Origin of the sequence: Pantoea sp. OVA07A, from assembly GCF_019969975.1 — a bacterium.
Lineage (GTDB): Bacteria > Pseudomonadota > Gammaproteobacteria > Enterobacterales > Enterobacteriaceae > Pantoea > Pantoea agglomerans.
The window spans coordinates 1,495,334-1,508,366 of sequence record NZ_JAHXYM010000001.1; the positions used below are offsets into that span (position 1 = coordinate 1,495,334).

At 60.8% G+C, this 13,033-nt stretch carries 11 protein-coding genes; 7 read left to right on the top strand and 4 right to left on the bottom strand.

What is annotated here, in order from left to right; translation table 11 throughout:
* Genes LC417_RS07190 through LC417_RS07200 form a run of 3 tightly spaced genes read left to right on the top strand, consistent with a single transcriptional unit; the run spans position 1 to position 2,835 of the window.
* On the top strand, positions 1 to 1,176 hold the full coding sequence (locus LC417_RS07190) for an ABC transporter permease (RefSeq protein ID WP_223565658.1): 1,176 nt from the start codon (positions 1 to 3) through the stop codon (positions 1,174 to 1,176).
* Positions 1,169 to 2,116: an ABC transporter ATP-binding protein gene (locus LC417_RS07195; protein WP_010254263.1), complete on the top strand. Its 948-nt coding sequence runs from the start codon at positions 1,169 to 1,171 to the stop codon at positions 2,114 to 2,116. Before LC417_RS07190 ends, LC417_RS07195 begins: the two co-directional genes overlap by 8 nt.
* On the top strand, positions 2,104 to 2,835 hold the full coding sequence (locus LC417_RS07200) for an ABC transporter permease (protein WP_223565659.1): 732 nt from the start codon (positions 2,104 to 2,106) through the stop codon (positions 2,833 to 2,835). The genes LC417_RS07195 and LC417_RS07200 overlap by 13 nt, the downstream gene beginning before the upstream one ends.
* 175 nt (positions 2,836 to 3,010) lie before the next feature.
* Here the strand turns inward: LC417_RS07200 and LC417_RS07205 are convergent, their stop codons facing one another.
* Positions 3,011 to 3,745, bottom strand: coding sequence for a MerR family transcriptional regulator (locus LC417_RS07205; RefSeq protein WP_010254274.1), 735 nt, complete (start codon positions 3,743 to 3,745; stop codon positions 3,011 to 3,013).
* A gap of 149 nt (positions 3,746 to 3,894) precedes the next feature.
* On the opposite strand from LC417_RS07205, the gene LC417_RS07210 reads away from it, so the two are divergent.
* From LC417_RS07210 to ybiB, 4 genes are all read left to right on the top strand, one after another.
* The gene (locus tag LC417_RS07210; RefSeq protein WP_223565660.1) at positions 3,895 to 4,458 is read left to right on the top strand and encodes an XRE family transcriptional regulator; all 564 of its coding nucleotides are present in this window, start codon (positions 3,895 to 3,897) and stop codon (positions 4,456 to 4,458) included.
* The gene (locus LC417_RS07215) at positions 4,455 to 4,973 is read left to right on the top strand and encodes a GNAT family N-acetyltransferase (protein ID WP_061901634.1); all 519 of its coding nucleotides are present in this window, start codon (positions 4,455 to 4,457) and stop codon (positions 4,971 to 4,973) included. Before LC417_RS07210 ends, LC417_RS07215 begins: the two co-directional genes overlap by 4 nt.
* A gap of 191 nt (positions 4,974 to 5,164) precedes the next feature.
* Positions 5,165 to 7,333: an ATP-dependent DNA helicase DinG gene (gene dinG / locus LC417_RS07220; protein ID WP_033767358.1), complete on the top strand. Its 2,169-nt coding sequence runs from the start codon at positions 5,165 to 5,167 to the stop codon at positions 7,331 to 7,333.
* A 26-nt stretch (positions 7,334 to 7,359) separates the two neighbouring features.
* Positions 7,360 to 8,328, top strand: a complete 969-nt coding sequence (gene ybiB, locus LC417_RS07225; RefSeq protein ID WP_223565661.1) for a DNA-binding protein YbiB — start codon at positions 7,360 to 7,362, stop codon at positions 8,326 to 8,328.
* A gap of 1 nt (position 8,329) precedes the next feature.
* Here ybiB and LC417_RS07230 read toward each other — a convergent pair whose 3' ends face one another.
* The 3 genes from LC417_RS07230 to hutH form a co-directional block, all read right to left on the bottom strand.
* The gene (locus tag LC417_RS07230; protein WP_223565662.1) at positions 8,330 to 9,487 is read right to left on the bottom strand and encodes a M20 aminoacylase family protein; all 1,158 of its coding nucleotides are present in this window, start codon (positions 9,485 to 9,487) and stop codon (positions 8,330 to 8,332) included.
* A 200-nt stretch (positions 9,488 to 9,687) separates the two neighbouring features.
* Complete coding sequence (gene hutU / locus LC417_RS07235; RefSeq protein WP_033757077.1) at positions 9,688 to 11,373, bottom strand: urocanate hydratase; 1,686 nt, start codon at positions 11,371 to 11,373, stop codon at positions 9,688 to 9,690.
* A gap of 15 nt (positions 11,374 to 11,388) precedes the next feature.
* Positions 11,389 to 12,939 (bottom strand): histidine ammonia-lyase, encoded by a 1,551-nt coding sequence (gene hutH, locus LC417_RS07240; RefSeq protein ID WP_010254298.1) that lies wholly within the window; start codon positions 12,937 to 12,939, stop codon positions 11,389 to 11,391.
* Positions 12,940 to 13,033: the final 94 nt, after the last annotated feature.

Sequence of the window (13,033 nt, forward strand, 5' to 3'; positions counted from 1 at the left end):
ATGCAGATATCGCGGGAAGCGATACGCCGTCCGGTTGAGCAGCCGGTGGCACTGCTGCTGCTGACGCTGCTGACTCTGGCGCTGGTGGCATTGCCGTTTCTGAACTTCGCCCCGAACCGCCTGGTGGCGGGTGAACCGCTGATGGGCTGGCAGATTAGCCGCTTCGGGCTGTTGCTGCTGCCGCTGTTGACGCTGTGGCTGCTGCTGTGGCGGCAGCCGACCCGCATCACGCTGATGCTGGCGCTGCTGGCGGCAGAACTGATGCTGGCGGCGATTATCTGGCTCAGCGGTCATCAGGCCACTTTACTCAGCCAGCAGGGCAGCCGTCTGGCGCGCACCAGCTTTGCCAGCGGATTGTGGTGCAGCGGCGCGCTGATCCTGCTGCTGATCACCGATCAGGTGCGGCAACTGACCCGCCATCGGCTGGCACAGCTGCTGCTCAATCTGCAGGTCTGGCTGTTGCCGCTGCTGCTGCTGTTCAGTGGCCAGCTCAGCGATCTCTCCCTGCTGAAAGAGTATGCCAACCGCCACGCGGTGTTTGATGCCGCGCTGAGCCGTCATCTCACCCTGCTGGCGGGTACGGTGGTGCCTGCGCTGATGATTGCGCTGCCGCTGGGCGTCACGCTGTTCCGGCGGCCTGGGTGGCAGGGCGGTGTGTTCGGCGTGCTGAATGTGATTCAGACTGTGCCCTCGGTGGCGCTGTTTGGTCTGCTGATTGCGCCGCTGGCCGGACTGGCTCAGCAGTTTCCGTGGCTCGGCGACTGGGGCATCAGCGGCATTGGGATGGCTCCGGCGCTGATCGCGCTGGTGCTTTACGCCCTGCTGCCGCTGGTGCGCAGCGTGGTGGTGGGGCTGCAACAGGTGCCGCACGAGGTGCGTGAGAGTGCACGTGGCGTCGGCATGAGTGGCTGGCAGCAGTTTATTGCGGTGGATGTGCCGCTGGCGCTGCCGGTCTGGCTGGCGGGCCTGCGGGTAGTGGTGGTGCAGACGCTGGGCATGGCGGTGGTGGCGGCGCTGATTGGCGCGGGCGGCTTTGGCGCGATTATTTTCCAGGGACTGCTAAGCAGTGCGCTTGATTTGGTGTTGCTGGGGGTGATCCCGGTGATTGCGCTGGCGGTGGTCATCGATGCGCTGTTCCGCCTGCTGATCTCACTGCTGGAGAGAAAAGATGATTGAGTTTGACGGCGTTTCCCGCGCGTTTAACGGTAAAGCGGCGGTGAAAGATCTGTCGTTACAGGTGGCGAAAGGGGAATTTTGCGTGCTGCTTGGCACCTCCGGTTCGGGCAAATCGACCACCCTGAAGATGATCAACCGGCTGGTGGAGTTTGACAGTGGTGAAATCCGCTTTGCCGGAGAGTCGATTCGCCAGCTCGATGCCCGCACGCTGCGGCGGCGCATGGGCTACGCGATCCAGTCGATTGGTCTGTTTCCGCACTGGACGGTGCGGAAGAATATCGCCACGGTGCCAGTGCTGCTGGGCTGGCCCCGGGCACAGGTCAATGAACGTATCACGGCGCTGCTGGCGCTGCTGAATCTCGATGCGCAGCTGCTGGACCGCTATCCGCATCAGCTCTCGGGTGGGCAGCAGCAGCGCATCGGCGTGGCGCGGGCGCTGGCGGCGGATCCGGAAGTGTTACTGATGGATGAGCCGTTTGGTGCACTCGACCCGGTGACGCGCGGGGTGCTGCAACAGGAGATGTTGCGCATTCATCAACTGTCGGGCCGCACCATCGTGCTGGTGACGCACGACATCGACGAAGCGCTGACGCTGGCAGACCGTATTGTGCTGATGGATAACGGCGAGATTGTTCAGCAGGGCAGGCCAGTCGAGCTGCTGACCCAGCCGAAAAATGATTTTGTGCGCGACTTCTTTGGTCGCAGCGAAATGGGGGTACGGCTGTTGTCGCTGGAGCAGGTCGGTAATGCCGTGCGGCGCGGCGAGTGGCTGCCGGGCGAACCGATCGCTGCGGCACTGACGCTGCGCGATGCCCTGTCGCAGTTTATCGCCCGGCGTACCGATAAACTGCCGGTCATCGACGATCAGCAGCGGCCGCTGGGCGTGCTCCACTTTGGCGATCTGCTGCAACTGCGCGAGGATTTAACATGCGCAGGCTAAGCGATCCGCTGCTGTGGCTGGTGCTATTCTACGGCGCGCTGCTGACCCTGATGCCTTACAGCGGGCCGCTGTTTCACCGCTGGTTTCCCGAACTGGCGCGGCCACTCTATCAGCAGGAGAGCTTCTGGCAGCTGACGCTGGCGCATCTGTTTCTGGTGATCACCGCCAGCCTGCTGGCGATTGTGATTGGCATCGGCAGTGGTGTGCTGGTGACACGGCGGGCGGGGCGGGCCTTCCGGCCGCTCATGGAAACCATTGTGGCGGCAGGGCAGACGATTCCGCCGGTGGCGGTGCTGGCGATTGCGGTGCCGGTGATGGGATTTGGGGCCTGGCCCGCAGTCGTGGCGCTGCTGCTCTACGGATTGCTGCCGATTTTACAGGGGACGCTGGCGGGTATTGATAGCGTACCGGCCAGCAGTCGGGAGATCGCCATCGGGGTCGGCATGAGTAGCTGGCAACGGCTGTGGCAGATTGAGCTGGCGCTGGCTGCGCCGGTCATCATCGCCGGGATACGCACCTCGGTGATCATCAACATCGGCACCGCTGCCATCGCCTCGACGGTCGGCGCGAAAAGTCTGGGATCGCCGGTGATTATCGGCTTAAGCGGCTTTAATACAGCCTATGTCATTCAGGGGGCATTACTGGTGGCGCTGCTGGCGATAGTCAGCGATCGCCTGTTTGAACGCCTGCAGCGCTGGCTTAGCGTGAGTGAACGATGAGAGAGTATCCCACCAGCATCAGACCGCCGGTGCCGCCTGCCGCCATAATAAAAAACAGCGTGGCGAAGAAAGCTTTTTTACAGTTCATGGGTAAAACCTGAGCTCGTTAACAGTGAGGCGGGGATAATAGCGCGCGCAAGGCAGCAGGCAAAGTGCCCGGCGTGCGTTTTTGTTATCAGGCGGGATCGTGCAACCGCACGGCATAGCCCTGTTCCTGCCAGTGTGACAGCTGTTCCTGCTGGCGGCGGGTCAGTTTTTTACCGGTAAAGACAAACATATTCATGCCGGGAAAGAGTTCAGGACGCGGTAAATCCAGCGGTTCTGCCAGCACATCAATCCGCCAGCCATGCTGCGACAGACGCCAGCCTTCCAGCCAGATTCGGGTACGATCGTCGATACCCCAGCCAATAATCAGCGCATCTTTACCCGATTTTTTGCGGCTGCCGGTCAGGCAGAACGCGACATAATCGATCAGCAAACCATCCAGCAGACTGCACATGGTGCGGGCGGTGTTCTGATCCAGACTCAGCTTCTGGCGCACCGGCATAAAAACATGATCGATCAGCGCATCAATCGGATGTTCGCGACCAATCGCGGCAATTTTATTACGAAGTTTAGCGGGTCTCACGTGACGCAGGACGCTGATCAGCTCATCCTGGAGTGTGGTCCAGCCGTCATGGGCATCTACATCGCCACCTTCCAGCAGTGCCTTAACTTTACCGACCGGCACGCCGCTTTCAATCCAGCGCATAATCTCTTCGATGCGATGAACATCTTCTTCGTCAAACTGACGATGTCCGCCTTCGGTACGTTGCGGCTTCAGTAAGCCATAACGACGCTGCCAGGCGCGCAGGGTGACTGGGTTTATGCCACAGCGCTCGGCGACGTCACCGATACTGTATAAGGTCATAAATTCCTCTTTCGATTGGTCTGAGTGCAATTACCATAACGAAGCCGACTAAGTTGTACAATACATTTCTCGATGTACAACTTGACTGATAAGCCGTTTCTCCGTTATATCTCATGTGAGAGAATTATTCCCAAATATGAGAAATCATCATGTCAGAGCTGAATACGGAGCAACGACTGGCGGTGAGGCTGGCAGAATTACGCCTGCAACGCGGCTGGTCGCTGGATGAACTTGCTGTCGCAACGGGCATCAGTCGTGCGTCATTATCGCGCATTGAGCGAAGCGAGACCAGCCCTACTGCTGCGCTGCTTAACCGTCTGTGTGTTGCCTACGGATTAACGATGTCGCGCCTGCTCAGTGAAGTGGAGGAGGAGTCCAATTTACTGATCAGAGATGACCAGCAGCCCGTGTGGCAGGATGAATCCAGCGGATTTATTCGCCGGAATGTTTCACCTCCTGCGCTTCATTTCCGATGCGAACTCGTTGAGGGCAGATTACGGCCTGGTGCACGTATAGATTACGATGCGCCACCCATTCAGGGTCTGGAGCAGCATATCTGGCTACGCGAGGGCGGCCTCACCGTCACGATGGGGGCGCAGCAGTGGGCGCTGAAGCCCGGTGACTGCTTACGTTTTCATCTGGTCGGGAAATCGGCTTTTGAGGCGCACCTGACTGACGGCGCGCGCTATTTACTGGTGGTGGCGAAACCATGATCGATTACACAATACTTCGCGCCGACGAAGCGCAACAGCAACTGGGTGAACTCACTGCGGTGCTGCAGGCCTGTGTGGCAGACGGTGCCAGCGTCGGCTTCATTGATGCCGCAGACGAAGAGGTGATGACGCGATTCTGGCAGCAGCGGATCGCCGGTCTGGCAGACGGCGACAGCGAATTATTCGTTGCGCGGCAGCACGGTCGCATCGTGGGCACGGTCATTCTCAGTGGCAGCGCGATGCCTAATGGCCGCCACCGGGCGGAGATCAGCAAACTGCTGGTGCATCCGCAGGCGCGCCGTCAGGGCATCGCGCGTGAGCTGATGCAGCGCGCTGAGCAGCAGGCCCGTGCGCAGGGCAAAACGCTGCTGGTGCTGGATACGCGCAGCGGCGATGTCGCCAGCGATCTCTATCGCTCGCTGGGCTGGCAGGTGGCGGGGTCGATCCCGTTTTATGCCGAATCCACCGCAGGCGTGCTGGATGCCACCACCTATATGTACAAAGTGCTGGCGTAGCCAGCCGCTAGCTCATGCGGCTGGCCTTTCTTCGTGCCGGCCCGGCCCGGGTTGACGGGCTGCCCGCACGACCCTGAAACGGGCAACTGCTGAAATTTACGACGTCGCACGAAAAATTCGGCGCGAAAGCTGACGCCAACAGGATACTGTGTAAAAATACAGGCCATATTTTCGGTGTGGTAACGCAAATCATGGCCCTGACAGCCGCAGTAAAAAGCCAGATAGCGCAGTGGTATAAAGCGCTTCAGGAGCAGGTGCCTGACTTCATCCCGCGTGCGCCGCAGCGCCAGATGATCGCCGAAGTGGCGAAATGTCTGGCGGGCGACGATTCGCGCCATCTGGCGGTTGAAGCGCCAACCGGCGTGGGCAAAACCCTCTCTTATCTGATCCCGGGCATCGCGGCCAGCCGCGCCCAGGAGAAACGGCTGGTGATCAGCACCGCCAACGTGGCGCTGCAGGATCAAATCTTCACCAAAGATCTGCCGCTGCTGAAAAAAATCATTCCCGATCTCACCTTTACCGCCGCTTTTGGTCGCGGGCGCTATGTCTGTCCGCGTAATCTGGCGGCGATGGCGGCCGATGACGATGAGCAGGGCGATCTGCTGCTTTATCTGGACGATGACGCCGTCAGCAGCACTAAAGAGGAGCAGACTCAGTGTGGCCGGTTGCAGAAATCGCTGGATCGCTATCAGTGGGACGGCCTGCGCGATCACAGCGACGAGAACGTCAGCGACAGCCTGTGGCAGCGGCTCTCCACCGACAAAGCGAGCTGCCTTGGCGCACACTGTCGCTGGTATCGTGAATGCCCGTTCTTTGTGGCGCGGCGCGAAATCGAGCAGGTGGATGTAGTGGTGGCGAACCATGCGCTGGTCATGGCAGCAATGGAGAATGAGTCGGTGCTTCCACCGGCAAAAAACCTGATGCTGGTGCTGGATGAAGGGCATCACTTGCCGGAAGTGGCCCGCGATGCGCTGGAGATGAGCGCCGACATCACGCCGGGCTGGAGCAGCCTGCAGCTCGACCTCTTTATCAAGCTGGTGGAGAGCATCATGACGCAGATGCGGCCAAAATCGCCGCCGCCGCTGGCTAACCCGGAGCGGCTGAAAGCGCACTGCGATGAGCTGCGTGAACTGCTGACGATTACCGCTCAGGCGCTGAATCCGCTGCTGCCACCGCATAATCAGCCGGGCGAATTCCGCTTTGTGCTGGGGGCGTTGCCCCAGGAGTTGCTGGATCTCTGCGCCCGGCTCTTTAAGCTCAGCGATGCGCTGCGCGGCCTGAGTGAAGGTTTGATTAATGCGCTGAGCGAGCAGACCGGCAAGGTGGATGTGGTGCGACTGCATCGCAATCTGCTGCAGCTCAATCGCCAGTTTGGCTGGTTTGAATCGGTCAGCAAACTGTGGCGGCTGGCGGCGATGGAAAAAGCCTCTGGCGCGCCGGTGTCGAAGTGGATCACCCGCGAGCTGCGCGAAGGTCAGGCGCACCTGCTGTTTCACTGCGCTGGCATCCGCGTCAGCGACCAGCTGGAGAAGATGCTGTGGCGTAAAATTCCGCACGTGGTCGTGACCTCCGCCACGCTGCGATCGCTTAACAGTTTCAACCGCCTGCAGGAGATGTCGGGACTCAGCGAGAAAGCGGGCGACCGCTTTGTGGCGCTGGACTCCCCGTTTAACCACGTGGAGCAGGGCAAGCTGGTGATCCCGCAGATGCGCTATGAGCCGCTGATGACGCACGAAGCGGAGCATATCGCGGAGATGGCCGGTTTCTTCCGGCAGCAGATGGCGGAGAAAAAGCACAAAGGCGTGCTGGTGCTGTTTGCCAGCAACCGGGCGATGCAGCAGTTTGTCGCCTGTCTGCCCGACCTGCGCCTCTCAATGCTGGTTCAGGGCGATCAGCCTCGCAGCCGCCTGGTCGATCTGCATCGTCAGCGCGTCGCCAAAGGGGAAACCAGCATCCTGATTGGCCTGCAGTCGTTTGCCGAAGGGCTGGATCTTAAAGGCGATCTGCTGAGTCAGGTGCATATCCACAAAATCGCTTTTCCCCCGGTAGACAGTCCGGTAATTTTGACCGAAGGCGAGTGGCTGAAAAGCCTTAAACGCTATCCGTTTGAGGTGCAGAGCTTACCCAGCGCCTCTTTTACCCTGATTCAACAGGTCGGACGCCTGATTCGCAGCCATCAATGTTATGGCGAAATCGTCATTTACGACCGCCGTCTGCTGAGCAAATCCTACGGCAGCCGGCTATTAGCGGCGCTGCCGATCTTCCCGATTGAGCAGCCGGAAACGCCAGAGCCGGCAGCGATACCGGCCACCGTGGTGCCAAAAAATACGGTGCGTAAACGACGTCCCACGCGGCGCTGAGCCGCGCACTTAACCGGAAGCGAGTGATGGAACTGAATAAAATCATTAAAGAGATTGGTCGCGGTAAAAATCATGCCCGCGATATCGACTTTGATACTGCCGTGGCGCTCTATGGCGCGATGCTGGCGGGCGAGGTGCCGGACCTGGAGCTGGGCGGCATTCTGATTGCGCTGCGTATTAAAGGCGAAGGCGAAGCGGAAATGCGCGGCTTTTATCAGGCGATGCAGGCGCAGATGATGCAACTGCAGGCGCCGGAAAACCGCCCGATGCCGATTGTGATCCCCAGCTACAACGGTGCGCGTCGGCAGGGCAATCTCACGCCGTTGCTGGCGCTGCTGCTGGTGAAACTCGGCTTCCCGGTGCTGGTGCATGGCGTCAGCGACGACGCGACGCGCATCACCAGTGAAGCGGTGTTTGCCGCGCTGGGTATTACCCCCGTCACCACCGCAGAGGCGGCGCAGGCAAAACTCGATCAGGGCGAACTCGCCTTTATCACCATCGATCATCTCTGCCCGACAATGGCGAAACAGCTGTCGCTGCGCTGGCGAATGGGCGTGCGTAACAGCGCGCATACGCTGGCAAAACTGGCGACCCCGTTTGCCGAACGTGCGGCGCTGCGTCTGTCGAGCGTGTCGCATCCGGAGTATGTGCCGCGTGTGGCGAAATTCTTCAGTGACATCGATGCGCCTGCGATACTGCTCAATGGCACCGAAGGGGAAGTCTATGCCAATCCACAGCGCTGCCCGGCGATCAGCATGATTCAGGGCGCAGGCGCAGAAGCGGAAGTGTGGGTTGAGCGTCAGCCCGAAGTGGCCGTTGAACTGCCGGCGGACAAGACGGCAGAGGTAACCGCGCGCTGGATTGAGCAGGTGCTGAATCAGCAGCGGCCGGTGCCCGCATCACTGCGACTGCAGCTCGCCTGCTGCCTGCGCGCCAGCGGCCAGTGCGACTCGCTGGCGGCGGCAGAGCAGCAGATCCTCGCCGCCGGTTACTGACTCAGGCTGCTGGCAGCGCCTGTTCAACCAGGTTCTGCCAGAAAGTAATGCCAATTGGCAGCAGCGCGTCGTTGAAGTCATAGCGGGCGTTGTGCAGCGGGGCGGAAGGCGTATCGCCATCCGCGCCCAGCCAGAAGTAAGCACCCGGACAGGCCTCCATCATGCAGGCAAAATCTTCAGACGCCATCGACGGATTAACCTGCCACTGAACCTGTTCGGCCCCCAGCGACGCCAGCGCCACCTCGCGCACCTGCTCAGCCGGGGCCGCATGGTTGGCGGTCACCGGATAGCCCGGTAACCACTCAATCTCACCGCTGACGCCAAACGGACGTGGCAGGGTAGCGACAAACTCATCAATCAGCCCGCGCACTTTTTCGCGCACGCTGGTCTGCAGGCAGCGCACCGTGCCGCGCAGCACAATCTGTTCCGGGATCACGTTGATCGCTTCGCCACCGTGGATCTGCGTGACGCTGACCACCGCCGAGGCGAGCGGCGAGAGCCGACGTGACGGAATCGTCTGCAGCGCCAGAATCAGCTCGGCCGCCACCACCATCGGATCGGCACCGCTTTCCGGCATCGCCGCGTGGCAGCTTTTGCCGTGCAGGGTAATCTCAAACGAATCCAGCGACGCCATCATGGCGCCAGGGTTAACCGCCAGTGACCCCAGCGGCAGGCCCGGCCAGTTGTGCATCGCATAGATCGCATCCATCGGGAAGCGCTGGAACAGTCCCTCTTCCACCATTTTGCGCGCACCGCCCAGGTTCTCTTCGGCAGGCTGAAAAATGAAATGTACCGTGCCGCTGAACTGGCGTGTGGCGGCCAACTGTCGGGCGGCGGCCAGCAGAATGGCGCTGTGACCGTCGTGCCCGCAGGCGTGCATCACGCCGGGAGTGACGGAGCGCCATTCAGTGTCGCCTTTTTCCGTAATCGGCAGCGCATCCATATCCGCACGCAGCCCGATAACCGGGCCGGGACCGTTTTCCAGCGTGCCGATCACGCCGGTGCCCGCCAGACCACGAAACACCTGCAATCCCGCCCGCTCTAACTCATCAGCGATAAACTGGCTGGTTTGCTGTTCCTGGTAACCTAATTCGGGGTGGCGATGAAACTCACGGCGCCAGCGCAGGGCATCTTCAAGCAGGGCAGGGGAAAGGGTCATGCAGAGTCGCGCTCCATACAGAATGAGAAGATTTCACTTTAGAGGTCGGGTGGCGCTGCGTCTATCGCCGGCAGGACGAAATCTGGCTATAGGCTAAATCAAAATGGAATAAGTAATAAGGAAGTGATGTCCGGGCAGGGCTTCAGAAGGGAAAAACGCGAAGAAAACGGGGCAAGCCGCTGCCCGCCCCGTTCAGCGTATTACTTCTGCATCGGCAGGTTCAGTTCATGCTCTGCCGCGCAACTTTGTGCCAGCTCATAACCCGCGTCGGCATGACGCATCACGCCGGTGGCCGGGTCATTCCACAACACCCGACCCAGACGCGCATCCGCCTCTTTGCTGCCGTCACAGACAATCACCATACCGGCGTGCTGCGAGAAGCCCATGCCAACACCGCCGCCGTGATGCAGGCTGACCCAGGTCGCACCGCCTGCGGTATTCAGCAGCGCGTTGAGCAGCGGCCAGTCTGAGATCGCATCCGAGCCATCCTTCATCGCTTCGGTTTCACGGTTAGGTGAGGCAACCGAGCCGCAGTCGAGATGGTCGCGGCCAATCACCACCGGCGCTTTCAGCTCGCCGTTGCGCACCATTTCATTGAACGCCAGACCGGCAAGATGCCGTTCGCCCAGTCCCAGCCAGCAGATACGTGCTGGCAGTCCCTGGAAGGCGATGCGCTCCTGCGCCATATCCAGCCAGCGATGCAGCGTTTTGTGATGCGGGAACAGTTCTTTGAGTTTCGCGTCGGTCTTGTAGATATCTTCCGGATCGCCGGACAGCGCCACCCAGCGGAACGGGCCTTTTCCTTCGCAGAACAGCGGACGGATGTAGGCCGGTACAAAGCCTGGGAAGTCGAAGGCGTTGCTGACACCCTCATCCAGCGCTACCTGACGGATATTGTTGCCGTAATCCACGGTCGGGATGCCCATATGACAGAAGTCGAGCATCGCCTGCACGTGGACCGCCATTGAGGCACGCGCCGCTTTCTCCACTGCCTTCGGCTGTGAGACGCGCTCCTGCTGCCAGCGCGCCAGATCCCAGCCAGCCGGCAGATAGCCATTAATCGGATCGTGTGCCGAGGTCTGATCGGTCACGATATCCGGTTTTGGCCCGCCCGCCCGGGCGCGTTTCACCAGCTCCGGCAGGATCTCGGCGGCATTGCCCAGCAGCCCGACCGAAATCGCTTTTTTCGCCGCGGTCGCTTCGCTGATTAACGCCAGCGCTTCATCCAGCGTGGTGGCTTTGTAATCTACATAGCGGGTACGCAGGCGGAAATCGATGCGCGACTCCTGACACTCAATCGCCAGCACACAGGCCCCGGCCAGAACGCCCGCCAGCGGTTGCGCGCCGCCCATGCCGCCCAGCCCGGCGGTGAGGATCCAGCGTCCGCTGAGGTCGTTGTTGTAGTGCTGACGTCCCGCTTCCACGAAGGTTTCGTAGGTGCCCTGCACGATGCCCTGCGCGCCGATATAGATCCAGGAACCGGCGGTCATCTGGCCGTACATCATCAGGCCCGCTTTATCCAGCTCATGAAAGTGATCCCAGGTCGCCCAGTGCGGCACCAGATTGGAGTTTGCCAGCAGTACGCGGGGTGCATCCGCATGGGTGCGGAAGATGCCGACCGGCTTGCCACTCTGGATCAGCAGTGTTTCATCCGGCTGCAGTGCCCGCAGCGAACGCAGGATCTGCTCGAAGCACTCCCAGTTACGCGCCGCCTTACCGATGCCGCCATAAACCACCAGATCTTCCGGCCGCTCGGCAACATCGGGATCGAGGTTGTTCTGAATCATGCGGTAAGCGGCTTCAATCAGCCAGTTGGCGCAGTGCAGCGTGGTACCGTGAGGCGCGCGAATTTCACGTGCCACAGCCTGAGAAAGAGTTTCGCTCATGAAAGATTCCTTAATTCAAGAAGTTGGGCGCATGCTCGGCAGCAGCGCGGTCAATGCCTGAGGCCAGTCAGTGCGACTTGCCCACTGACGCATTGCCTCGATATCGGGAGCCAGCAGGCGATCCTCCTCAAGGAAGGCGACCTGCTCGCGAATGGTGTCGATGGCCTGCTCAATCAGCGCAGAGCTTTTCAGCGGCCGGTTGAATTCAATGCCCTGTGCGGCGGCCATCGCCTCAATGCCGACTACCGCGGCGCTGTTAAAGCACATGCTGCCGAGACGGCGGGCGGCGTAGGTTGCCATCGAGACGTGATCTTCCTGATTTGCGGAGGTCGGCAGACTGTCGACGCTGCCCGGATGGGCCAGCGATTTATTCTCAGAGGCCAGCGCGGCGGCGGTCACCTGGGCGATCATAAAGCCGGAGTTTACGCCGCCGTCGCGCACCAGGAAGGGCGGCAGGCCCGACAAGCCGCTGTCCAGCAGCAGCGCCAGCCGCCGCTCGGAGATGGCTCCGACTTCGGCAATCGCCAGCGCCAGGATGTCCGCGGCAAAGGCCACCGGTTCGGCGTGGAAGTTGCCGCCGGAGATCACATCGCCGCTGTCACTGAACACCAGCGGGTTGTCAGAGGCCGCGTTCGCTTCGATTTCCAGAATCCGCGCGGCGTGGCTGAAGTTGTCCAGGCAGGCACCCATCACCTGTGGCACGCAGCGGATGGAGTAGGGATCCTGAACGCGGCCGCAATGCGTATGCGACAGCACTATTTCACTGCCCTCAATCAGGGTGCTGACGGCAGCGGCGACCGCAATCTGACCATGCTGACCGCGCGCCTGATGGATACGGGCGTCGAACGGTTTTAGCGAGCCTTTAATCGCCTCCAGCGACAGCGCACCGGCCATCAGACCAGCGGCAAACAGGTTTTCACCCTCAAACAGGCCGCGCAGCGCCAGCGCAGTTGAGACCTGGGTGCCGTTAAGCAGCGCCAGTCCCTCTTTCGGGCCGAGTACAAACGGCGACAGACCTACGCTTGCCAGGCCTTCGGTTGCCGGGATCAACTCACCCCTGAGCCGGACCTGACCTTCGCCCAGCAGCATCAGGGACATGTGCGCCAGCGGCGCCAGATCGCCGGAGGCACCGACCGAGCCTTTTTCCGGGATGCAGGGCATGACACCCGCATTGAACAGCGCCAGCAGCGCCTCAACCAGTTCGATTCGCACGCCAGAGTGACCGCGTGCCAGGCTGATGATTTTGGTGGCGACCACCAGACGGGTAACATTGTCGGGCAGCAGATCGCCCAGCCCGACGCTGTGTGACAGCACCAGATTACGCTGCAGATCCGCCAGGCGACTGGCCGGGATTTGCGTCTGCGCCAGCTTGCCAAAGCCGGTATTAATGCCATACACCACGTTGCCAGAGGCGACAATCGCATCCACGGTCTGCTGCGCCGCCGCAATCGCCTGACGCGCGGGCTCATCAAGCGTCAGCGTGACGTTGCCCTGATAGATAGCGCGTAATGTGGCGAGGTCCACCTCGCCTGGCACCAGGCGCAAAACCTGAAACGAACCTGACATAGTCTACTCCTGTCTATACAAGTGTGCTGGTGTGGCTAAACTGCTCTCCTTGCCCTGATCCAGCGGAATAATACGAGTGAAACATAAGCGTTAA

Coding starts and splice junctions, on each gene's coding strand:
- hutH (WP_010254298.1), bottom strand. CDS start 12,939: ATGTCAGGTTCGTTTCAGGTTTTGCGCCTGGTGCCAGGCGAGGTGGAC.
- LC417_RS07200 (WP_223565659.1), top strand. CDS start 2,104: ATGCGCAGGCTAAGCGATCCGCTGCTGTGGCTGGTGCTATTCTACGGC.
- ybiB (WP_223565661.1), top strand. CDS start 7,360: ATGGAACTGAATAAAATCATTAAAGAGATTGGTCGCGGTAAAAATCAT.
- LC417_RS07215 (WP_061901634.1), top strand. CDS start 4,455: ATGATCGATTACACAATACTTCGCGCCGACGAAGCGCAACAGCAACTG.
- LC417_RS07205 (WP_010254274.1), bottom strand. CDS start 3,745: ATGACCTTATACAGTATCGGTGACGTCGCCGAGCGCTGTGGCATAAAC.
- LC417_RS07210 (WP_223565660.1), top strand. CDS start 3,895: ATGTCAGAGCTGAATACGGAGCAACGACTGGCGGTGAGGCTGGCAGAA.
- hutU (WP_033757077.1), bottom strand. CDS start 11,373: ATGAGCGAAACTCTTTCTCAGGCTGTGGCACGTGAAATTCGCGCGCCT.
- dinG (WP_033767358.1), top strand. CDS start 5,165: ATGGCCCTGACAGCCGCAGTAAAAAGCCAGATAGCGCAGTGGTATAAA.
- LC417_RS07230 (WP_223565662.1), bottom strand. CDS start 9,487: ATGACCCTTTCCCCTGCCCTGCTTGAAGATGCCCTGCGCTGGCGCCGT.
- LC417_RS07190 (WP_223565658.1), top strand. CDS start 1: ATGCAGATATCGCGGGAAGCGATACGCCGTCCGGTTGAGCAGCCGGTG.
- LC417_RS07195 (WP_010254263.1), top strand. CDS start 1,169: ATGATTGAGTTTGACGGCGTTTCCCGCGCGTTTAACGGTAAAGCGGCG.